The organism is Actinomadura sp. KC06 (assembly GCF_004348735.1).
In the GTDB taxonomy this organism is placed as follows: Bacteria; Actinomycetota; Actinomycetes; order Streptosporangiales; family Streptosporangiaceae; genus Spirillospora.
The window spans coordinates 1-22,209 of the sequence record NZ_SMKT01000024.1; the positions used below are offsets into that span (position 1 = coordinate 1).

Genomic DNA, 22,209 nt, shown 5'->3' on the forward strand with positions numbered 1-22,209 from the left:
CACCCACCGGGCCCCGGATCCAGGACGGCCACCAGCCGATGAGGCAGGCCAAGTCGAGGCCGTCCCCGAAACGTGACGACCGCTAATGGATGTGCGCGAAGCCACCCGTCCTCTCAGGCATTTCTCTTACAATGGTGCGCTGCATGGATGCGCATCTCCGCGAATTTGCATCTCCGGCCGGGTGAAGGAGGGCGGGACGGCGGGAAAACGTTCGCCGAACTCCGGGATTTCGATCTATGGTGCGGTGCAATGTAGCGGGGCGCGGGTGGGCGGCTCAGCGGGCACCCCACCGTGGTGACTAGTCGAGAGGGTCGTATGGACGAGACGGAGCCGATGCCACCGGCGCCGAAAAACGGCGCCAGCGCGACTGAGGCCGATGAGGAGAAGGTTCTCCGGGAGTTGTACGGCGAGCCCGACGCCGATGGGTTCTTCCACGCATCGGACGCTGGATGAGCGCCGCGCGCATGCTCGCTGAGGCGCGCAGAACGATCGGGATGTCGGGCCGTCCTAACGCGATCACCCGCGAGTACGCGTCCAGGCACGGGAACGGGTTCCTTCGTGCCGAGTGGTGCGATATGGCTGTCACGTATTGGGCGCGGCGCAGCGGGAACGCCAAATCCGTCCTGCCGGGCGGGGACAGGGCCTTCACGGTGTGGCACGCGCAGGATTTCCAGAAGATCGGCCGCTGGCACGGCGGCACGGCCGCGAGCGTCAACCGGGCGAAGCCCGGCGACATCGTGTTCTTCGACTGGGGCGCGACGGACTCCATCGGGGCGATCGACCACGTCGGCGTGGTCGAGAAGGTCCTCGGCGGCGGGCGGGTGCAGACCATCGAGGCCAACACAGGGGACGCGGTGCGCCGGCGCGTCCGGGCCGCCGGCGTCATCGCCGGGTACGGGCGCCCGGCCTACGGCTCGTCGTCCGGCGGGTCGTCATCGGTTGAGGAGGATCCGTTGATCGGGCTGAAGAAGGGTGACAAGGGAGAGGCCGTCAAGGCCCTCCAGGAGCTGATCCGGGCGGCCGGGCAGGGCGAGGCGCTCGGGAAGACGGACAGCGAGTACGGCCCGAAGACGGCGGAGGCGCTGCGGCTGGTGCGCAAGTCCGTGGGCTCGTCGGCGAAGCCGGGGTTCGGGGACCAGGTGGACGGCTGGGCGTACGCGCAACTGTTCACGGCCCTCGCCCGCACGCAGGGACGCGACTGAACGGACAGCGTCATTCCCGTACGGCCCGCCACCTCTCGGTGGCGGGCCGTTCCTTTCCCCGTCACCGGACGGCCAATGAGCCGGCGCTTTAGCGTGCCATTTCGGTCGCATTCATTCATCGAGCCAGCCGGCGATCTTCATCTTGCCGCCACCGGCCCGTACCTGTACCCCCGGCGGCGCGATCTTTAATCTCAATCTGTGCCCTGAGCAGCGCTCTCCAGGTGCTTTCGCACTGCCGAACCGAGTCTATTACGAGTGCTCGGGTCGGCATGTGTTCCCCGACAGAGGAGCAGAAGAAAAAGTGAATGCACGTGGCAGTGGATTCGCCATCAGCCGCCGTGGCGTCCTAGGTGGAGGCCTCGGGGTGGCGGGCATGGTGGCCCTGAGCCGGCTGACCCCGGATCCCGCGCAGGCGTCCCCACGGCTTGCCGGATACCCCTTCACCCTCGGCGTGGCCTCCGGCGACCCGTGGCCTGACGGCGTCGTCCTGTGGACGCGGCTGGCGACGACCCCACTGGCCGACGACGGACTGGGCGGCATGCCCGGCAAGGATGTGCCCGTCCGCTGGGAGGTGGCCGAGGACGACTCGATGCGCCGGGTCGTGAAGCGCGGCTCCGTTCTGGCCACGCCGGAGCTCGCGCACTCCGTGCACGTCGAGGTCAAGGGCCTCAGACCCGGCCGCGAGTACTGGTACCGGTTCCATGTGGGCGGGGAGGAGAGCCCGATAGGCCGCACCCGCACCGCTCCGGACCCGTCGGCCGCCGCCCCGTTCACCCTCGCGTTCGCCTCATGCCAGCAGTGGGTGGACGGCTTCTACACCGTCTACCGGCACATGGCGGCCCAGGACCTGGACGTGATCTTCCACCTCGGCGACTACATCTACGAGGGCGCCTACGGCCCCACCGGCGGTGTCCGGAACACGCCCCTGTCCCCGGCGCACAACGCGCGGCTGTTCACCCTCGCGCAGTACCGCCTCCGCTATTCCTTGACCAAGAGCGACCCCGATCTCCAGGCGGCGCACAGGAGCGCCCCGTGGATCGTGACCCCGGACGACCACGAGGTCATCAACGACTGGGCGGACGAGAGCGTCCCGGGGATCAGCCCGGAGAACGTCCTGCGCATGCGCGCCGTCGGTTTCCGCGCGTACTACGAGAACCTGCCGCTGCGGCCGTCCTCGATGCCGCAAGGCCCCGACATGCAGATCTTCCGCAGGTTCCGGTACGGGAAGCTGGCGTCCTTCTTCGTCCTGGACGGCCGCCAGTACCGCAGCGCGCAGAACTTCGCGCGCCGCTTCGACGCCGACCGCAGCATGCTGGGCACGGGGCAGGAGCGCTGGCTGCTCGACGGTCTCGGCAAGTCCCGCACCACCTGGAACATGCTGGCGAACCAGGTGGAGATGTACCAGCAGAACCGGTTCACCGCGGACGGCGGCATCGAGCAGTTCCACCCCGACATCTGGGACGGGTACGAGGCGGCCAGGCGGCGCCTCTTCGGCGGGATCCGGCAGCGCCGGGTCGCCAACCCGGTGGTGATCACCGGTGACGCGCACTGGAGCGCGGCCGCCGACCTGAAGGCGGACTTCAACGACCAGAGTTCGCCGACCATCGGGGTCGAGTTCATGGGGACGTCCATCTCCAGCGGCGGCAACGGCGTGGACATGACCGAGGGCAGCCGCCTCCAGCTGCGGGCGAACCCGCACCTGAAGTTCGTCAACAACCTGCGCGGCTACGTCGCCTGCCGGGTCGCCGCGAACACCTGGGAGACCGACTACAACGTGATCTCGAAGGTCACCGACCAGAGCGGCGTGATCGCGGTACGCCGCCGGTTCGTCGTGGAGGCAGGCCGCCCCGGCCTGCAGGACGCGGGAGCATGAACATGGCGAAGAACTTCATCGGCCGCTTGGGGTCCGCCCCAACGTTGGCGACGGCGGCCACGCTCATGGTCGGCACCCTGCTGGCCGGGCTGCTCGCGGCAGGCGCCTTCGGCAGACCCGGGCCCGCGCTCGCCGCACCCGCGGAACGTCCGGCGGACCTGCTGGTCGTCCAGGCGAACCTGCAGGACGCGATGCGTCCCGCCGACGCCGCGGACACCGCCGACCTCGACCACTTCGCGAGCCGCGTGGTCAAGGGCGCTCCCAGGGCGCCCGACGTCCTGCTGCTGACCGACATTCTCGGGCCGGGCGCCGTTCATCTGGCCAAGCAGTTGAGCCGGAGTACCCGCGACAGCTACCGCGTCGCGGTCTCCCCCGGGCGCACCCCGTTCCTCGATGACGGAGGTGTCCGCGCCAGCGCGATCCTGATCAACACCGACACCCTCAGTGGACGGGGCGCGGCGGGCTTCGTGCGCGTCCAGGGCGAGGACCAGGCCCAGCTCACGGTGGTGGGCCGCGGCTCGTCCCAGGAGACCCACCTGATGAGCGGCCGCGTCGGCGCCGTGGGCGCGCCCATCGCGCAGGCCGCCGCCACCGAGTTCGCCACCGCACTGCGCAAGCGCGCCGGTGACACCGAAATGGCGGTGTTGGGCGCGGACTTCTCCAGCATCCGCTGCGCACAGGCCCAGAAGTTCGGCTGCGCGCTCGCACCCTTCTGGTCGTACCTGACCCAGACCAGCGCCTACGACGAGGCCGCGTTCGTCGGAGACTCCCGCGTCTCCACCCGTCAGTACACCAACTTCCTGTTCGCACGCGGCCGCGTGGCCGAGTCCGCCATGGACGTCGAGTACGACAACGCCGTCCCGAACCCGGCCACCTGCAAGGCGGCCTACGACCGGGGCGACTCGCGCAAGGCCGGACCCGCCTGCGGCAACTACTACGCAGACCAGCCCTTCACCTGGGCACGCCTGCAGCCCGACGCGGCAGCCCGCCGGACGGTGTTCCCGGCCCGGATCAACCTGGACCAGTGCGAACCCGGCACCGGCCGGGTCTCGGCAGTCGCCGCCCGCTCCGTCAACCCGTCCGCCAAGGAAACGACCACGACGGTCCGCGCCGAGGCCCAGGCACCACTGCGGGTGGACGGCACGGCGCGCGACCTCACCGTCCCCGCGGGCGAGGCACGTGACCTGTACCTGCCGGTCACCGCACCGGTCACGACACCGCCCGGCGACTACCGCGTCACGGTGTTCTTCGGCGGGCAGTCCGTCCACGTACCGGTGACGGTGCCCGAGAAGTGCCACTACGCCCCGGCGTTCGCGACCAGCTGGCACGTGGGCAACGAGCCCGAAAAGGCCGTGGACGGCAATCCGGGCACCTTCTGGCACACCGAATGGAGCCCGCCGGTCGCCCTTCCGCAGTCGATCACCGTCCACCTGGACGGGGTCAGGAAGATCAGCTCGCTGGAGTACCTGCCCCGGCAGGACGGCAGCCCCAACGGCGACATCCTCGACTACACCATCGAGGTGAGCACCGACGGAATCACCTTCACCGAGGTGGCGAAGGGAACCTGGGCGGCGAACAAGGCCGCCAAGACCGCCACCTTCGCCCCGGTCGACGCCGAACTCGTCCGCCTCATCTCCACCAGATCAGGCGGCGGACCCTACGCCTCAGCCGCCGAGATCACCGCCCGCTAACCCACCTGAGCCGGCCGGGGCCCTCTCCCGAGCACCCCGGCCGGCTCAGATCTACTGCTCCCAGGCCGCTAGGTGGCGAAAGCCCAGACGTCGTAGAAAAACGGCGGGCGCGAGCAACCGGGGCCGGGCGCGGCGAGTGTCATAGGCACGTTCCAGCGGGTGTCCGCTCCACGTGGTGTGGGCAGGTGGTCCGCGGCGGCAGGCACCTCCGGCAATCGCACGTTCTACCTGCTGGGCACGCCCAAGGACGGAGAGAACGGACCCGATCGCCTGTACCGGCTGCGCATCGACGATCGCGGCCGACCCGTCCAGCTCACCCCCTGCCCAGCGGCGAACTGCCGGGCAGGTCCAGCGGAAGTCTGGTGGGCAATGGCTCGACCTCCACAACGGCCACACCACCCCCCTCCGCGACCCCGGTGACCCCTCCCACGGAGAAGTCGCATGCTGACGACAAACAGGCACACGCCTCCCCGCCGATGAAAGACCAGGCCCTCGCCAAACCCAGTACGGCCAACCTAGGCCCGGGACAAGCGCCGCACTGCGACACCGGGCCACACTCCCGCTCACCGAACCACCCGAAGTCACACCCGGCGGCCCCGCCGCCGCACCCGCTGACCAGCTCGCCGTGATTGCTTGGAAAAATCTTGGAGGCAAGGCCGATAAGCCCCCCGGCCGCCGCCACTTCTCCTTCGACCGGATCGCGAAGGAGGAGATGTGATCCACAAACTCAACGGACGGCCCGCCCGCATTGGACTGCGGCTGTGCGTGACCCTGATGAGCTCGCTACTGCCCGACGGGCTCGCCTGGGCAATCGTCACGCACGTCGCCGAGATGCTCATCGACCTGCTCACGCGCTGGCTGGCCACAAGCCGCCAACGCGTGGCCCGGAGGATTGGCGGCGACGTCACGTCGTGCCCTGACGACACCGAGCAACATTCACCGTCCGTTCCGGATGCGGGTTTGGTGATGCGGCCATGAGCGCGGAAAACGACTGGTCAGAGGCCAGCGACAACGAACTGGCCGCCGCCGTGCACGCGGGGGACGGGAACGCCTACGACGAGCTGTTCAACCGGTGGGCGCCGCAGATGTACCGGTTCTTCGTCAGCCAACTGCGTCCGGCCTGGCGGGAGGACGCCCAAGACCTGACTGAGGAGACGCTCTTCGAGGTATGGAAGAGCCTGACCAGGCAGGCGCAGGCCCCCAGCAGGTTCGGGCCGTGGATCCGGACGATAGCCAGACGACGGCTCGCCTCCTATCTGGAGGAGGCGACGGCCCGAGGGGACAGAGAGGAACGGCTGGTCGAGGCGACCGCCTCCACCACGGCGCAGCCTTCGATCGAGGTGATGTTCCGCGAGGCGGAGGCGCGCGGCAGCTGGGACTGGTTCGTCAAGCTGGTGCGCGAATCCCTCGACAGCCTCCCCGAGAGGTACCGGGCGGCCCTGCTGGCCAACCTCACCGCGGGCAAGGCCGGTCAGAGCCTTGCCGCCGAGCTCGGCATCCCCGCCCCGCAGGCGGCCCGTCAGCTGTCGCAGGCGCGCAAGCTGACGCGTGATGCCCTAGCGGTCACGCTCATGGCCCGCCGGACCATCGCGAACCCCTGTCCACGCTTCCAGCAGATCCTCGTTGAGGCTTCCTGGCGCGGCGGCCTGCTGGGAGACGACCTGCGGCGTGCGCTCGTCAAGCACATCGCGCAGTGCGGCACCTGCCGCGACCTCAAGAAGAAGGTGGGCGCGGGCTGGTTCATCACCCCCGCCTTCCTGCCGATCCTCGACCCGGACCTCTTCGAGGGGATCAGGACCCATCTCCATCAGCGACAGAACCAACAGCAACAACAGCAGCGACCGAACGACCCTCAGAGCGGCCCCTCTCTCGCCAAGGAACCAAAACCGCCCCAGAAACAGCCGTCGTCTGGCGGCGGTTTTCTCGACGATGTCTGGCAATTCGTCGGGTTGCTCTTCGGACTCGTCCTCATCGCAAGGCTGATCTTTCTCCCCAGCATGCCGTGGCACGATCAACTCAAACGGCTGACCAACCCGTCCAGCAGCCAGGCCACGCTCGGGATCTGGACGAACATGAGCGTTCACGTCGAGCCCGGCGCCTTCACCTGCCGCGACCTGATCGCCTGCCGTCAGCAGTACCGTCCCGGAACAGTGGTAACGCTGACAGGCCGCCGAAATTACAGCGAGCAATCATTCAGATGGGTGGGGTGTTCCGCGCAAACGACCGGGGCCTCCTGCACGCTAACGCTGTGGCAGGACACCTCTATCTGCCTCGTAGATGGATCACTCGACCAAGGAGTCCTGACCGAGTTCGACTGCCAAGCTTTCACCGGCCTCCGACGATGACAGCCTCGACTCCACCCGCATGAGAGCCACACGACGCCCGCCTTCGTGGGCGATGTGGCCCTTTTGACAGATAGCCGTTACGGCATGCCCGAGCCATAATCAAGGCGGCACACAGCAGCGGCCCCTTCCCGGTCGGCATGGCTGAACCGCACATCTCCTGTGCTGTACGTCGAGAGGCGCCAATCGATGACGAGGAGGCCGATGTGGCAAGACGAAGGCGGAACCCGTACACCCGAGCAGCGGCCTTCGTGGCCGGAATCGTCGTCCTGACGGGGCCTGTGCTCACAACCGGTGCGGCTGCCGCGCTAGGCGACACAGGACACCTGGCGGCACCGGCCGACATCGCCAAGTGGGTGGTGGACATGGACGCCGCCAAGTTAGGCGAATTACTGGCGAACGGCCAGGTCACCTCGGTCCAATTGGTCAAGGCATATCAGGCGCGCATCGATGCCTACGAGCAGGCGTATGCCGACCAGCCTGGTGTCAATGCGGTCATTCGCAGGGACCATACGGCGGTCGCTGATGCCGCCCGGCTTGACGCCGAACGCCGAAAGGGGCGCGTCCGCGGCCCGCTGCACGGCATCCCCATCCTGATCAAGGACAATTACGATACCCACGACCTTCCCACGACCAACGGTTCGCTGGCGCTAAGGCATTGGCGCACCGCCGATGACGCCGAGCAGGTCGCGCGGCTGCGTGCGGCCGGCGCGGTCATCGTCGCCAAGACCAACCTGCACGAGTTCGCCTCCGGCGTCGAGACCATCAGCTCGCTCGGCGGGCAGACCCGCAACCCCTACGACCAGACCCGCAACCCGGGCGGCTCCAGCGGCGGCACGGGCGCCGGCATCGCGGCCGGCTTCGGCGCGGCCGGCCTGGGCTCGGACACCTGCGGCTCCATCCGCAGCCCCGCGGCGCACAACAGCTTGGTCGGCCTGCGACCCAGCCAGGGCCTGTCCAGCCGCGACGGCATCGCACCGCTCTCCTACACCCAGGACACCGGCGGCCCCCTCGCCAAGTCGGTCACCGACATCGCACTGATCCTGGACGCCACCGCCGGATACGACCCGGACGACCCGTCCACCAAGGCGTCCATCGGACGGATCCCCCGCACCTACACCACCGCCCTGGACGACACCGCTCTGGTCAACGCCCGCATCGGCGTGTTCACCGACTACCTGAGCACGTCGGGGCCCGCGCAGGCGACGACGGCGCTGGTCCGGGCGGCCACCCAGGACATGGCCTCGCAGGGCGCGACCATCGTCGATGTGCCGGCCCAACCCGCACTGATGTCGGCGGTGGACGCCTCCTGGGTGTTCGTCGACGAAATGGAGCGCGACCTCAATCGCTACCTGGCGGCGCCAGGCTCACGATTCCCGCGCTCGCTGGCCCGGCTGGAGCCACCGTCCGACATCGTGACTCTGGCCGACATCGTCACCTCCGGCCAGGTCACACCCACCGTCCTGCAGCGTCTCAAGGAACGGCTGGGCACCTCGACCGGCCCGCAGGACGCCTACCACCAACGGCTGGCCCGGCGCCTGGAGGCGCAACAGCTGCTCCACAAGCTGATGAAGGACCACGACCTGGACGCACTGGTCTACCCAGCGGTCTCACAGCAGGCCGCGCCGATCGGGCAGCCCCAGGTGGGGCTCAGGATCTGCGCCCTCGCCGCCAACACCGGGTTCCCCGCGATGACGATCCCCGCCGGCTTCACACCCGACGGCATGCCGGTAGGTGTCGAGCTACTGGGACGGCCGTTCAGCGAGCCGACACTGCTCGGGCTCGGCTTCGACTACCAGCAAGCGACAAATCATCGCCGACCACCGGCAAGCACCCCACCCCTGAACTGACCACCGCCTCGGCTCCGTCCTCGGCGGCGTCCTCGCACACCACTTCGGCCTGACCGCCCGCAACCACGCACACCAGACTCCCGACTGAACCCACCCACCGAAAATGCGGAGTAACCCGAACAAGATCAGCGCACGTGTTCGGACCTACTCTTCAACCACCACGTCAACGCAACGATGAGTAAAGTCGGTCGACTGGTCGTCTGCGTCGGCGGGACACGTAACCACCAGGGGGACATGAATCCACCAGGTAGGGCCAAACCCCCTGGGTGAATGGGTATCCCCTGGGACCATTGCCTCCGTTTCCTCCCGGTCGCAGACTTCGCGACTACCAAAGTCGATTGGCCAGGAGGCTCGAAATGGGACCCTCGAATGGGAACCCCGAAAGAGCAGGCCGAGGGTTCAGCAGAAGGGCATTCCTGGGGGGCGCGGGGGCCACGGCCGTCACCGTCATGACGTTCGATCCGCGCACGGCGATCGCGGCGGCGGCGCGTGCCAGGGCCGAGGGGACGCTCGCCAACAACTTCGGGCGGATCTTCCAGTTGCCGCCGTTCGCCGAGGCCAACGACCGGGTGCGGGCCGGCCTGATGGAGATGGGCAAGAAGGGCGGGCTGATCGATGCCAAGGACCCGCTGGAGGAGGGCCCGATCCGCCTGATCACCCACCCCGCACTCAGCCCGAACAACGTCGACAACCCGTTCCAGACGGCGGGCACCACGTTCCTTGGGCAGTTTCTCGACCATGACATGACGTTCGACCAGACCTCGCCGCTGGGTGTGCCCACTCCGCCGGAGACTTCACCCAACACCCGCACCGCGGTGTTCGACCTCGACTCGGTCTACGGCCGGGGTCCCGCGTCCGACCCGCAGTTCTACGACCCGGCAGACCGCGACAAGTTCAGGGTGGAGAGCGGCGGCCTGTTCGAGGACGTGCCGCGCACCGACGGCGCCACCGCGATCATCGCCGACGAGCGCAACGACGAGAACCTGATGATCTCCGGCCTGCACGCGGCGTTCCTGCGCTTCCACAACCGCGTGGTGGACCGGACGCGGACGCAGGGCGTACCACAGGCCCAGGTCTTCGCCACCGCCCGCCGCACCGTCACCTGGCACTACCAGTGGATCATCCTGCGCGAGTTCCTGCCGCAGATCATCGGGCAGCCACTGATCGACCACATCCTGCGCTTCGGCCGGCAGTTCTACCGGCCGTCCGGCGCGGCGTTCATCCCGGTGGAATTCCAGATCGCCTACCGGCTCGGGCACAGCATGGTGCGCCCCTCGTACCGGGCCAACCTGGCCGGGGACGGCGGGCAGCCGTTCTTCGGGTTCATCTTCGACCCGGCCGGCGAGGGCCAGGCCGACCCGGTCGACCTGCGCGGCTTCTCCCGGGCCCCGCGGCGCTTCATCGGCTGGCAGACGTTCTTCGACTTCCGCGACGGCGAACTGAAGACCAACAAGCTCATCGACGCCAAGGTCTCCACGCCGCTGTTCGACCTGCCGCTGCCCGCCATCCCGGGGCAGACCACCCCGACGGCACTGCCCCAGCGCAACCTGTTGCGGCACCTCACGTGGTCGGTGCCGTCGGGTCAGCAGCTCGCACGCACCATGGGCATCCCGATGATCGACACCTCCGAACTCGCGACCTTCGGCATCGGCATCGAGAACAGCGCCCCGCTCTGGTACTACGTCCTCAAGGAGGCTCAGGCCCTGGGCGACGGCCGGCTGATGACCGGGGTCGGTGCCCGGCTCGTCGGCGAGGTCTTCATCGGGCTGCTGCAGCTCGACCCGCAGTCCTTCCTGCGGGTCCAGCCGAACTGGCGGCCCACCCTGCCGAGCCGCCGCGCGGGCGATTTCCGCATGGTGGACCTGCTCACGTTCGCACAGGTGGACCCGGCGAGCCGCGGCCAGTAGCGAGGCCCGCCGCAGCTTTCAGCGTTCAAGTTCCCGGCTGTGAAATTTCGATTCCCGATGAGGGGTGACAAGCCGTCCAGACACGCCAAAATCCAGATAAGCGTCGGAACAGAATGCTCCAGGTCCATGACCGGTACTCGGGTCGCTTTGCGGTCGCCCGACCGTCTGCTGCGGGAGGCGGTCGCCGACTCACTGTCCACGCTTCCGGACGTGATCGTGACCGGCGCCACCGAACGGTTCTCCGATCTGCTCACCTTGTGCGGGCTGCGGCGCACCGACGTCGTGCTCGTCGACATCGGCGTTCGGTTCGGGGAGGAAGAGACGGCGGGCGTGCTCGCGCTGCGGTCGCTGAGCAGTGAGCTGGCGATCGTGCTGACCTACGAGCGGCTCTCGGCGGAGGCCATCCTCGCGGCCGCCCACGCGGGTGCGACCCGGCTCGTCCCGCACTCCCGCGGCCTCCACGCGCTCGTGGAGGCCGTGCAGGAGGGCCCGGGGCTGGTGGACCGCCGACCCGGACCCGCGGTCCTCACCGACCGGGACCGGCAGGTCCTGTCACTGATCAGCCTCGGCTTCAGCGTCCGCGAGATGGCCTCGCTCCTCGGCGTCTCCGAGGCCACCGTCCAGAACCACAAACGGCGAATCTTCGCCAAGCTGGACGTGCACAGCCAGACCCACGTCGTGGCACGCGCCGCCCGCATGGGCCTGCTCCGGACCCCGCCGTACACGGGCCCGGCGCCGGGCCGTCCCGGCCGCGCCCTGGTGGTCGTGGTCATCGGCACCTGCTGCGACGTCCGGCGCAGCGTGGTGCTCACCCTGATCAGGCACGCGGTGCCGGTGCTGGTGCTGGGCCCCGACATCCCGTCGGAGGAGGACGAGCTGATCCGGCTGCGCGACGGGGCCATCACCGTCCTCGTCGACGGAGCCGCCGCCGACTGGCGGGCCACCCGCCTCCTCGGCACCCGCACCGTCGTGGTGATCAGCCCGTACGAGCGGGCGACCATCTCCGGAGAACTCCTCCGCGGCGCGGACGCGGTAGTGGGCGCGCACGACGTCTCCGAGCAGTTGACCCACGTGATCGCGCTGGCAGCCCAGAGCTATGCGACCTCGGAGGCCGCCCCCTCCACGGCGACCCGCTCCCACCTGGTCCGCTCCGACATCACCCCCCGCGAACTCGACATTCTCCGTTCCATCGCGCTGGGCCATTCGGTACGCCAGACCGCCGCCGCACTCGGCATCACCAGCAAGACCGTGGAGAACACCCAGGCCCGGCTCTTCCGAAAACTCTCCGTCCGCAACCGGGCCGAAGCCCTCGCCGTCGCCTACTCATTGGGCTTGGTCATGGAGGAGTAGCCCGCCACCACTACAGCCACCCCGCGCCCAAGGCAGCCACACCTCATCCGAGATCGTCCCCAAGGGCTTCGGTCCCGGCTACAGGCGTTCGCCGAATAGCTCCGCGACCGGTACGCACGCTAACGGCTGGGAGTCGGCGGGCGGGCATCGCCCCCCGGCCTCCCCTGAAGCGCCCCCTGCGCACGGGGGGAAGCGACCAGCGGAGGGCAAGTGGCGGCACATGATCCGCCTGGCGGTGTCACCACTGCGCCTTGCGATCACGTGGGTGCGGGCCTCATTGGAGCCGAGGCGACATGCGTGGTCATTCTGGATTCGCCCGGCGGCTCGGCACGGATGAGACGGTGTCGCTTTTGTCCGTTTCAGGTCATGACGCTTCGCCGTTGCCCTGGCGTGGGCTCTTCTGCTACTTGCCTGCTCATCGCAACTGCGAACATCTTGCGACAAGCAGATGATCGAGGCTAGCTTGCCCTGCATGGGTGGCATGTGGGGCGAGAGGTCCCGGTTCGGTGCGGTGCTCGGTGCCGTGGTGCTGATGATGGGGCTGGCGTCGTGCGCCGCGCCCGAGAGCTCGTCCAATGCCGACGGGCTGGTGTTGGCGGATCCCTACGAGGACGAGTCGCTGAGCCCGTTGATGGGGTTCGCCTAAGAGGGCATGAGCAAGCTCTACGACGGGCTGATGACCCATGACGCGGATCGGCGGCCGCAGCCGGCGCTGGCCGCCGAGGCGCCGAAGCCGTCGGCGGACGGAAAGAGCTGGACGGTTCGCCTGCGGAGCGGGGTGAAGTTTCACGACGGGTCGACGTTCGGCCCCGAGGACGTGGTGGCGACCTACAAGGCGTTGCTCGATCCGAAGGCGGCCTCACCGGTGGCGTCCTCGTTCCGGATGCTGGCGGGGGTGCGGCAGACCGGGGCGGACGCCGTGGAGTTCCGGCTCAAGCATCCGTACGCGCCGTTCCCGCACAAGCTCATCCTGGGCATCGTTCCGTCGGAGGCGGTGACCGGCGGAAAGGTCGAGGCCGCGCCGATCAACAGCCGTCCGGTCGGCACCGGCCCGTACCGGTTCGCCGAGTGGCGGCGCGGTGAGCGGCTGGTGCTGACGGCGAACCCGGCGTACTGGGGCGGCGCACCGAAGATCCAGCGCCTGACGGTGCTGTTCGTGCCCGACGACAACACCCGGGCGCAGCGGATGACGCGCGGCGACTTCGACGGGACGGTGCTGCCACCCGCGCTGGCTGGAACGTTCGCGGGCAAGTCCGGGACCACGACCTACCACCACCTCAGCGCCGACTACCGCGGCGTGATGATGCCGCAGAACAACCCGGTCACCGCCGACCCGGCGATCCGCAAGGCGCTGAACCTGGCGGTCAACCGGGAGGGGATGATCCGGGCGCTCCTGTCGGGACGCGGCAAGCCCGCTTACGGGCCGATCCCGCAGGTGCTCGGTGAGTTCTCCGACCCTTCGGCGACGTTCCCGCATGATCCGGCAGAGGCGGCGCGGCTGCTGGACGAGGCGGGTTGGCGGGCGGGAGCGGGCAGCATGCGGTCCAAGGACGGCAAGGCGGCGCGGTTCACGCTGATGTATCCGTCGGACGACTCGGTGCGTAAGGCGCTGGCCAACGGGTTCGCCTCGGACGCGGGCAAGGTCGGCGTGAAGGTCGATCTGGTCGGGCTTGGCTGGGACGCGATCGAGCCGCGCATGAAGAACGACGCGTTGGTCATGGGCGGCGGGACGCCGCTGGACCCGGACCTGGTCGCGTACGGGCTGCTGCACTCCTCGCAGGCCGAGGACGGCTTCAACAACCCGGGCTCCTACAAGGACCCCGCCGTGGACGCGGCCCTGGATCGCGGACGTCGCACGCTCGACACGGCCGCGCGGGCGGAGGCGTACCGGGCGATGCAGCGGCGCCTGATGGAGAACCCGCCGTGGGTGTTCCTGGTCTTCCTCGACCACAGCTACGTGGTGCGCGGCCAAGCGCCGGGTTACCAGCCGGTTGTGGACCCGCACGTGCACGGCGTCCTGTCCTGGGGGCCGTGGTGGAACCTGGAGAAATGGTCGCGGTCCGCATGAGCGAGACCGACATCACCACCGCGCCCGAAGGCGCGGTCGTGCGCGACGATGCGTCACCGGGCCGATGGCGGCTCGCCGCGCTGATGGCGGCGCGGCGGCTGGCGATCGCGGTCCCGCTGTTGGGCGTGGTGTCCGGGGCGGTGTTCGTGCTGGGCGCGGCCTCTCCGTTCGACCCGGTGTACCAGTACTACGGAACGCGGATCTTCACCGCCGCCGAGGCCGACGTGGCCCGCACGCGCGCCGAGCTCGGCCTCGACGACCCGGTCTGGCAGCAGTACGGGCACTGGCTCGGTGGCGTGTTCGGCGGCGACTGGGGAACCAGCCGTAGCTTCGGCCAGCCGGTGGCGACCGTGATCGCCGAACGGCTGCCCTGGACCATGCTGCTCGCGGGCACCGGCCTCGCACTGGCGGTCATGATCGCCCTGTTCCTGGGCGTGTGGTCGGCGTGGCGGCAGGGCGGCTGGGTCGACCGGTTCGTGGTCACGCTGGCGCACTCGCTGGAAGGACTGCCGACCTTCTTGCTCGGGCTCGGCGCGATCGCGGTGTTCGCGGTCGCCCTGCCGCTCCTGCCCGCGGGCGGCGTCAGCGATGCCGGCGGTGAGGGCGGTGCGCTGTCCACCGTCCGGCATCTGGCGCTGCCCGCACTGGTTCTGGCGATCTCTCAGCTGCCCTGGCTGATCTTGACCGTCCGGCAGCAGTTGCTGGTGGGTCTGGCCGACGATCACGTCGCCGCCGCACGGGCACGAGGCCTGTCCGAACGCACGATCGTCCTGCGGCACGGGCTTCCGGTCGCGCTCCTGCCGTTCGTGACGACCGTCGGCACCCGCCTTCCCGAACTGGTGACCGGAGTGGTGCTGGTGGAGGAGGTGTTCTCCTGGCCGGGCGTCGCCGGCGCGATGGTCAAGGCCGGGCTGAACGTCGACTTCCCGCTGCTGGTCGCGCTGACGCTGCTCGCGACGGCCGCCGTGCTGATCGGCAATCTGTGCGCCGACGTCGCCGTCCTGCTGATCGACCCGAGGGTGGCCGCCGATGGCTGAGGCCGTGCACGAGACTCCTACCGCCGGCACTCCCGCCGTCGACGACCGGTGGCGGCCGGGCGGCAGGCGCCGTCCCGGCGGCACCGCCCGGCCCCGAGCGGCCGCGTCCGCACGGATGCGCCTGCTCGCGGCGCTGGCCGTGCTCATCCCGTTGGTCGCCGTCATCGGGGTGCTGCCGCTGTTCACCGACGCCACCACCGGCACGGTCGACTACGACGCGGTCCGCCAGGCGCCGGGACCCGGGCACTGGTTCGGCACCGACGACTCCGGACGGGACGTGCTGGTGCGCGCGGCCGCCGGGGCCCGGGTGTCGCTGCTGGTCGCCCTCGCCTGCGCGCTGGTCGCCACCGTGCTGGGCACCCTGATCGGCGCGGCGTCGGGCGCCGCCGGCGGGATCGTCGACTCGGTCGTGATGCGGCTGGTGGACGGTTTCAACGCGGTCCCGCACCTGCTGCTCGGCATCCTCATCGTGGCGCTCTACCGGGGGTCGCTGATGGCCGTCATCGCCTCGATCGCACTCACGCACTGGACCACCGTCGCCAGGATCGTCCGGGCCGAAGTGCTGTCCCTGCGCTCCCGCCCCTACATCGACGCCGCGATCTCGGGAGGCGCGTCCCGGCTGACCGTCCTCACCCGGCACCTGATCCCCGCCGTCGCCCCGCAGTCGGCCCTCGCCGCCGTGCTGCTCCTGCCGCACGCGGTCTGGCACGAGACCGCGCTCAGCTTCCTCGGCCTCGGCCTGCCACCGCACCTGCCCAGCCTGGGCACCATGGTCGCCGACAGCCGCGACGACGTCCTCCTCGGCGCCTGGTGGACGATCGCCGCACCCGCGGGAGTGCTGATCGCCGTCACCCTCGCGGTCGCGGGCCTGGCCGGATGGTGGCGCGACCGGCTCGTCCCCCGGCGCCGATCGGAGCTGGCCCTGTGACCCCGGCGGACACGACGTCGCCGCTTCTGCGCGCCGAGCGGCTCTCCGTGCGTTTCCGTCTGCGCGACTCCCTCGTGCGAGCCGTCACCGACGCCTCGTTCGAACTCCACCCCGGCCGCCTCCTCGCCCTGATCGGCGAGAGCGGCTGCGGCAAGAGCGTCCTGGCCGCCGCACTCCTCGGGCTGCTGCCCGGCAACGCCGAGATTCGCGGCGCGGTCTGGCTCGACACCGCGGGCGGCCTCCTCGAACTGACGACCGCCCCGGAACGGACGCTCGCCCGCCGAGTCCGCGGTCGCAAGGTCGCGCTGGTGCCGCAGTCCGCGGCCACCGCGCTCACCCCCGTCCGCACGGTCCGCGCCCAGCTCACCGAGACCCTCCGCGCCCTCCGTCCCGAGGTGACCGACCGCAAGCGCGAAGCCGACCGTCTCGCCGAGACCGCCGGCCTGGCCCCCACCGCCCTGGACCGCTACCCGCACGAACTGTCCGGCGGCATGGCGCAGCGTGCCGTCCTCACCCTCGCCCTGGCTGGTGACCCCGACGTGATCCTCGCCGACGAACCGACCTCCGGCCTGGACCGTCCGCTGGTGAACCACACCATGGACGCCTTGCGCGACCTTGCCGACTCCGGCCGCGCGATCCTGCTCATCACCCACGACATCACCGCCGCCGAACGCGCCGCCACCGACCTCGCCGTCATGTACGCGTCCAGGATCATCGAGCAGGGTCCGGCCGGCGACGTGTTCGCGAACCCGTTGCACCCGTACACCCGGGCCCTGCTCGATGCCACGCCCGGCCGCGGATTCACGCCGCTGCCCGGCCACCCTCCCAACCTGTCCGCGCTGCCGTCCGGCTGCGCCTTCCGGCCCCGCTGCCCCGACCGTGCCACCTGCACCGACGACCCGGCCCTCGTCCCGGTCACCCCGCACCGAAGCCTGGCCTGCGCCCGCCCCCGAGTCACCCGAGCGGGAGTATCCACGGAGGACGCATGCTGACCGCCACCGGCCTGGTCGCCGGCTACCGGCGAGGCCCCGACGTCCTCCCCGGAATCTCCATCACCCTCACACCCGGACGCGTCATCGGGGTCCAAGGCCCAAGCGGCTGCGGCAAATCGACCCTCATCCGCGTCCTCGCACTCCTGCACCCACCCCGCGCCGGACGCCTCGAACTCGACGGCGAACCGATCCACCGCTTCCGCCATGCCGCCCCAGCCGCCCAACGCCGCCGGATCGGCGTCATCTTCCAGCACCCGCGCGCCGCCGCCGACCCCCGCCACACCCTGCGCCGGATCGTCGCCGCACACCTGCCGTCCGACGCCGCCGACGACGAAACCGACCGCCTCTCCGACCTCGTCGGCCTCACCCCCGACCTACTCGACCGGCGCCCCCACGAGGTCAGCGACGGCCAACTCCAGCGCGCCTGCCTGGCCCGCACCCTCGGCTCCGACCCCCGTTACCTCCTCTGCGACGAGATGACCGCCATGCTCGACGCCTCCAGCGCCGCCACCCTCATCCACCTCATCCGCACCCAGACCGACCAGGGCCACCGCGGCGCACTCCTGGTCAGCCACGACCCCGATCTCCTCAACACCACCTGCGACGACATCATCCAATGGCACGACCTCACCACCCCCACCCAGACCACGGCATAAACGCCCGACCGATCAGCCCTGCCGCATCGACCCGTGAGTGACCACCCACCACGTGGTCCAACCTGCCGCGCGAACGTCCCAGCCCGTGGTCGGGGCGGCTCGGCTCCGGGCGGTTCCCCCGCGCCGGTCATGCCGTCCAAGACCCACTGGCCCGGCCTGCCAAGGGTGACGGGCAGGGCGGTCGTGTGCCATGTCGCCGGCGTGCGATCAGCCGAGCAGGGTTCCGCCCAGTTCGGCCTTCCTGCCGGCGATGCCCAGGTCCGCCGGGGTGAAGCGCCTCATGCCCTTGGTGGTCAGCTCCTCGGCGGCGTCGGTGAAGATGTACAGGCGGCCCTCCTTGCCGTCCCGGTGCGGTGCGCCGACGACCAGTTCGATCTCGCCGTTGCGGTCGGTGTCGGTGAGCGAGAGTTCCCCGCCGAACCGGCCGGGAAAATCGTGCCGGTCGGGAATGGCCCTGAAACCATGGCGATAGGTCCGCAGGGCCTTGGTGTCGAGGCCGGTCCTGGTTCCGAACACGACGGAGACGCTCCGCCGCTCGGTTCCGATGCCGGAGCCGCCGCCCGGAGCGGCGATCAGCTGGCGGCGGGCCGGATCGGCGCCCTTGGGGCCGCCGTAGATGACGGTGATGAGATCACCGTCGGTCCGGTCGGGACCGCGGCCGGCGATGTCGCGGTAGCCGTCGCCGTTGAAGTCGTCGGGGACGGCGGGTTTCCTGGCCGGGGAGAGGGCCGCGCCCCGGGGCAGGCTGTTCATGATCTGGGTGAACGAAGGTGCGCGGCTCGCAGTGAGGTCTTGAGGAGAGTCGCCGGTGCCGTCGCCACTCCGAACGACCGCCACGGCCGTGGCAGCGCCGATGGTGACCGTGAGGGCGGCGGCTGTCGCGAGAAGGGATTGCAAGCGCATACATGCCTTTCGTTCGGCTGCGCGGTCCTCTGGAGGACGCCGCTGAATCCTCGGAGGTTGACTACAGATCAAACTCACTAGAGCCCGAAGAGGCGGCGCCACAACGAAGCGGAACGCTAACTCGAAATTCCGCACGGAACCGGTTGGCCCACGGGTACGCGGGGCATGGCTTCGAACTCGTCTCGTGAGTCGTCGTTCAGCACCGTGTGCGTATCAGGTAACGGATGCTCAGCGATGGCTGGGCCCGCCGGTCAGTCGATTCCTTCGATGATGCGGAAGTCACGCTCGACGCCGTCGGGGAAGGCCACCAGCGCCTTCTGATATGCCTCGCTCTCGTATACCGCGACGGCCTGTTCAAAGCTGTCGAACTCGACCAGAACGACGCGTTGCGTGATTCCGGCCTCGTGGGCGACGACTCGACCGCCAAGGGACGGAAGGAGTGACAGGACGCGCCCGCCCCCAGCCTGGACAGCCGGACCGGCCAGCTTGTCGTAGGCAGCCAGCCTCTCATGATCGGAAATGGCGGTGTAGACACTGACCAGTAGCCCTTTGCCATGGAAACCTCCTGTGTTCGGCCGGACACGTCCGACTTCGAATTGACACTCAGATCGATCGATCCCGCCGACGGGTACTACGGCCGGTTGAATCGTCATATGCGCAGGCTAGGGCTCGATGTGCGGGCGAGGGAAAGACCGGTACGGGATAGACTCAGAACGGATCGTTATCAATCGGCAGGGAGGGCACGTGGCGCCGGACACGGTGAGCCTGCGGTACTTCCTGGTGCTGGCGCAGGAATTGAACTTCACCCGCGCGGCCGCACGGATCGGTATCGCACAGCCCGCACTCAGCGCCCGGATGCGCCGATTGGAGGCGGAACTCGGTACGGCCCTGCTGGTCCGCAACACGCGTAGCGTCGTATTGACCACGGCCGGTGCGGCTCTGGCGGAGTCCGCGCCGCCCGCGCTGGCGGCGCTGGAGCGGGCATGGGACACCGCCCGGAGCGCGGCGGCCGGTGAACTGGGCACGGTGCGCATCGGATACAGCCTCAGCGCCGGGGCCGAGACGGCACCAACCCTGGTGGACAGGCTGATTCGCGGCAACAGCGGACTCGAGGTCGGCGCGGTCCCGATGGCGACACCGGAGATCTCCCCCGCGGTCGCCGACGGCCGCATCGATGCCGGGATCACCCGCGGTGAACAGCCGGGCCGTGGCGTGCGCCGGTTCCTGCTGCGGCGTTTGCGCGTCGGGGTCCAGCTGGCGCAGCACCATCCGCTGGCCGAACACCCGGAGATCGAGATCGTGGACGCGGCCGCGTATCCGCTGCGACTCCCGGACCGTGCGGCCAACCCCGTGATCCACGATCAGCTGTCCGCACTGTTCCGAGACACCCAACCACACCCCCGATTCCACACGCCCGCAGTCTCTTTCGATATGTCTCAGCGCGACCTGCGCGACGGGGTCACCCTCGCCCCGGCCGGAGAAGCCGCGGTCACGGCACAACCGGCCGGCCTCACCTGGCGACCGCTGCGGGACGCGCCCAGCCTGACGATCCACCTGGTCCTCCCACGCGACCAGTCGCCGCTACACCACCGCATCCGTGCCGTCGCCAAAACCCTGGCGCACGAACTGCACTGGCTGCCGGACTGACGCGCAAAGGTCAAGCGAGACCGACGCCTGCGGCGGCGAGGCCGAAGACCTTGCCCCCGGGGCGGACCGTCGAGCGCGCCGAGCAGAGGCGTCCCTCACAACCGTCTATGCCTCCTCTCCGGACCGGCACAGGGAAGGAGGTGGAGATGTGACGGCCGGAGGCCGAAGGCCTCGGCGGACGAGCCGGGCACAACGGGAGGACGAGCGCGGCGAGCGGGTCGGCCGGCGGCGGTGCGCCGCTACGACATCGTTCGCCCCCTGCCGACGGGTGTCTGATCGGATCGATGCGCGCCCGGTTCTAGGCCGCGGTGGTTAACCCCGGCGCATCGCGGACGTGGAGAAGCGCAGACCTGCTCTGCTCGCGGACATGCGTGAGCAATATCTCCGGCTCACGGTGCAGGGAATGGCAGTAAGTTCCCGGCTTTGTGACTCCGCCGGGTCTCGCGAGGCGGCTTGTGGTGGCGCGGAGGTCGGAGCGGCACCATGTGGGCTATTTCCAATCGAGGCAGACGGCGACCGCGTCGTCGTCCAGGTCAGTGGCTTGACGGTGTTCGATCAGGGCATTGATGATCGAGAGCGGTACCTCGGACGCCTCAAGTGACCTGGTGCGCTGGAGGGTGTCCTCCAGCAGGACGGTGCCGAAGGCGCCACCGTCGGGTGCCTGGGCGTCGCAGACGCCGTCGCTGACGATGATCAGGCGGTCCCCTGATTCGATTTGAAATCGTTCGACCTGGTAGCGGGTGTCGGGAAACATCCCGAGGGGCATTTGGGGGTCGAGGTCGAGGGGTTCTATGTGGGTTCCGCGCATTCGCAGGATGCGCGGTGAGCCTGCGTCGACCGCGGACACCATGCCATCGGCCAGGTCGATGCGCAACGCGAGGTTCTCGGTGAACTCGCTGCCCCGATAGCGGGCATAGACCATGTCGTTGGCAAGGCTGACCTGGTCGGCGAGATCCGCGCCGAACCGGCGGGCATTGCGCAGGGCTCCAACGGTGAGAGAGGTCAACAGGGCGGCCTGGACACCGTTGCCCGAGCCGTTAGTGACACTGAGAGTCAGATGGTCGCGTTCGGTGGACCAGTCGAAGTTGTCGCCGCCGACCGCGTACGCCGGTTCGAGATGGCCGGCCATGCTGAATTCAGCTCCACCGCATCCATTGGCGGGCAGCAGTTGCCATTGCAGTTCGGCCGCCAAGGTGAGCCGCCGGTGCCGGCGGGCGCGTTCGTAGCGGTCGGTGTGTTTCCATGCCAACTTCAGGGCGCAGCCGACGATCTCACCCAACTGGGCCAGTTCAGCGAGCAATGAGTCACCGAGCACCTCGTCGGAACCGGCGCTCAGGCGAATCTCGAGCACACCCAGGGGTTCTCCGCGCGCCGTCACCGGGATGAACAAGCGTCGCTCTCCGGCCGTTCCGACGATGGCCGGGACCGGCACCGGACTCAGGGTGCCGTATGCGCGGCCTGCGGGACTGTCGCTGATCCGGACCGGACCGGACGAGTCATGATCATCGATGGGCAGCAGGAGGCGTCGCTGGTAGTCGGCCAGCAGCAGCCGAAGCGATGTTGTCTGGGGGAAGCAGCCGAGGACGGCGGCGGTCAGCGCTTCGGGCAGTGAATGCGCCGGCGCCGCACGCAAAGCGGTCTCGATCTTCCACCGCCGATCCGGCGGGGTCATCGCGTCCTCCATCTCAGCTGAACCTCCAAGCTCTTTGGGACGCGAACCACAGGTGGCCGGCGCGCGGCGCCGCCGCCACCGTCGTGTCCAG

19 protein-coding genes are annotated in these 22,209 nt (G+C 69.4%); 16 read left to right on the forward strand and 3 right to left on the reverse strand.

Annotated elements, in window-relative coordinates:
* Positions 1-315 precede the first annotated feature (315 nt).
* From E1287_RS43635 to E1287_RS10805, 15 genes are all read left to right on the forward strand, one after another.
* Positions 316-453, forward strand: a complete 138-nt coding sequence (locus E1287_RS43635; RefSeq protein ID WP_165968953.1) for a hypothetical protein — start codon at positions 316-318, stop codon at positions 451-453.
* Positions 450-1,202, forward strand: a complete 753-nt coding sequence (locus E1287_RS10745; protein WP_131964732.1) for a CHAP domain-containing protein — start codon at positions 450-452, stop codon at positions 1,200-1,202. Before E1287_RS43635 ends, E1287_RS10745 begins: the two co-directional genes overlap by 4 nt.
* A gap of 373 nt (positions 1,203-1,575) precedes the next feature.
* Positions 1,576-3,075, forward strand: coding sequence for an alkaline phosphatase D family protein (locus tag E1287_RS10750; protein ID WP_131964733.1), 1,500 nt, complete (start codon positions 1,576-1,578; stop codon positions 3,073-3,075).
* Entirely contained in the window at positions 3,072-4,766 is a 1,695-nt protein-coding gene (locus tag E1287_RS10755; RefSeq protein WP_131964734.1) for a discoidin domain-containing protein, read from the forward strand. Before E1287_RS10750 ends, E1287_RS10755 begins: the two co-directional genes overlap by 4 nt.
* Positions 4,767-5,480: 714 nt before the next feature.
* Positions 5,481-5,744, forward strand: coding sequence for a hypothetical protein (locus tag E1287_RS10760; RefSeq protein ID WP_131964735.1), 264 nt, complete (start codon positions 5,481-5,483; stop codon positions 5,742-5,744).
* Entirely contained in the window at positions 5,741-7,111 is a 1,371-nt protein-coding gene (locus tag E1287_RS10765) for a sigma-70 family RNA polymerase sigma factor (protein ID WP_131964736.1), read from the forward strand. Before E1287_RS10760 ends, E1287_RS10765 begins: the two co-directional genes overlap by 4 nt.
* Positions 7,112-7,473: 362 nt before the next feature.
* The gene (locus E1287_RS10770) at positions 7,474-8,958 is read left to right on the forward strand and encodes an amidase family protein (protein ID WP_207934130.1); all 1,485 of its coding nucleotides are present in this window, start codon (positions 7,474-7,476) and stop codon (positions 8,956-8,958) included.
* 449 nt (positions 8,959-9,407) lie between these two features.
* On the forward strand, positions 9,408-10,865 hold the full coding sequence (locus tag E1287_RS10775; RefSeq protein WP_131964738.1) for a peroxidase family protein: 1,458 nt from the start codon (positions 9,408-9,410) through the stop codon (positions 10,863-10,865).
* Between the two features lie 126 nt (positions 10,866-10,991).
* The gene (locus tag E1287_RS10780) at positions 10,992-12,215 is read left to right on the forward strand and encodes a LuxR C-terminal-related transcriptional regulator (RefSeq protein WP_165968954.1); all 1,224 of its coding nucleotides are present in this window, start codon (positions 10,992-10,994) and stop codon (positions 12,213-12,215) included.
* A 472-nt stretch (positions 12,216-12,687) separates the two neighbouring features.
* A complete protein-coding gene (locus E1287_RS44640) occupies positions 12,688-12,861 on the forward strand; it encodes a hypothetical protein (protein ID WP_207934131.1) in 174 nt (57 codons plus the stop codon).
* A 6-nt stretch (positions 12,862-12,867) separates the two neighbouring features.
* A complete protein-coding gene (locus E1287_RS10785) occupies positions 12,868-14,283 on the forward strand; it encodes an ABC transporter substrate-binding protein (RefSeq protein ID WP_207934132.1) in 1,416 nt (471 codons plus the stop codon).
* Positions 14,280-15,320 carry an ABC transporter permease gene (locus E1287_RS10790; protein ID WP_243718830.1) on the forward strand — a complete coding sequence of 347 codons (1,041 nt, stop codon included), beginning with the start codon at positions 14,280-14,282 and terminating at the stop codon, positions 15,318-15,320. Before E1287_RS10785 ends, E1287_RS10790 begins: the two co-directional genes overlap by 4 nt.
* Complete coding sequence (locus E1287_RS10795) at positions 15,313-16,248, forward strand: ABC transporter permease (protein WP_131964740.1); 936 nt, start codon at positions 15,313-15,315, stop codon at positions 16,246-16,248. The genes E1287_RS10790 and E1287_RS10795 overlap by 8 nt, the downstream gene beginning before the upstream one ends.
* Positions 16,245-17,240: an ABC transporter ATP-binding protein gene (locus E1287_RS10800; RefSeq protein ID WP_243718832.1), complete on the forward strand. Its 996-nt coding sequence runs from the start codon at positions 16,245-16,247 to the stop codon at positions 17,238-17,240. Before E1287_RS10795 ends, E1287_RS10800 begins: the two co-directional genes overlap by 4 nt.
* Positions 17,234-17,896, forward strand: a complete 663-nt coding sequence (locus E1287_RS10805) for an ATP-binding cassette domain-containing protein (RefSeq protein ID WP_131964742.1) — start codon at positions 17,234-17,236, stop codon at positions 17,894-17,896. Before E1287_RS10800 ends, E1287_RS10805 begins: the two co-directional genes overlap by 7 nt.
* Before the next feature lie 207 nt (positions 17,897-18,103).
* Here E1287_RS10805 and E1287_RS10810 read toward each other — a convergent pair whose 3' ends face one another.
* Both E1287_RS10810 and E1287_RS10815 read right to left on the reverse strand, forming a co-directional pair.
* Positions 18,104-18,649: a hypothetical protein gene (locus E1287_RS10810; protein ID WP_131964743.1), complete on the reverse strand. Its 546-nt coding sequence runs from the start codon at positions 18,647-18,649 to the stop codon at positions 18,104-18,106.
* 401 nt (positions 18,650-19,050) lie between these two features.
* Positions 19,051-19,452 carry a DUF1330 domain-containing protein gene (locus tag E1287_RS10815; RefSeq protein ID WP_131964744.1) on the reverse strand — a complete coding sequence of 134 codons (402 nt, stop codon included), beginning with the start codon at positions 19,450-19,452 and terminating at the stop codon, positions 19,051-19,053.
* 91 nt (positions 19,453-19,543) lie between these two features.
* On the opposite strand from E1287_RS10815, the gene E1287_RS10820 reads away from it, so the two are divergent.
* Complete coding sequence (locus E1287_RS10820; RefSeq protein ID WP_131964745.1) at positions 19,544-20,446, forward strand: LysR family transcriptional regulator; 903 nt, start codon at positions 19,544-19,546, stop codon at positions 20,444-20,446.
* 490 nt (positions 20,447-20,936) lie between these two features.
* Here the strand turns inward: E1287_RS10820 and E1287_RS43640 are convergent, their stop codons facing one another.
* Positions 20,937-22,130: a PP2C family protein-serine/threonine phosphatase gene (locus tag E1287_RS43640; protein ID WP_165968955.1), complete on the reverse strand. Its 1,194-nt coding sequence runs from the start codon at positions 22,128-22,130 to the stop codon at positions 20,937-20,939.
* Between the last annotated feature and the right edge of the window lie 79 nt (positions 22,131-22,209).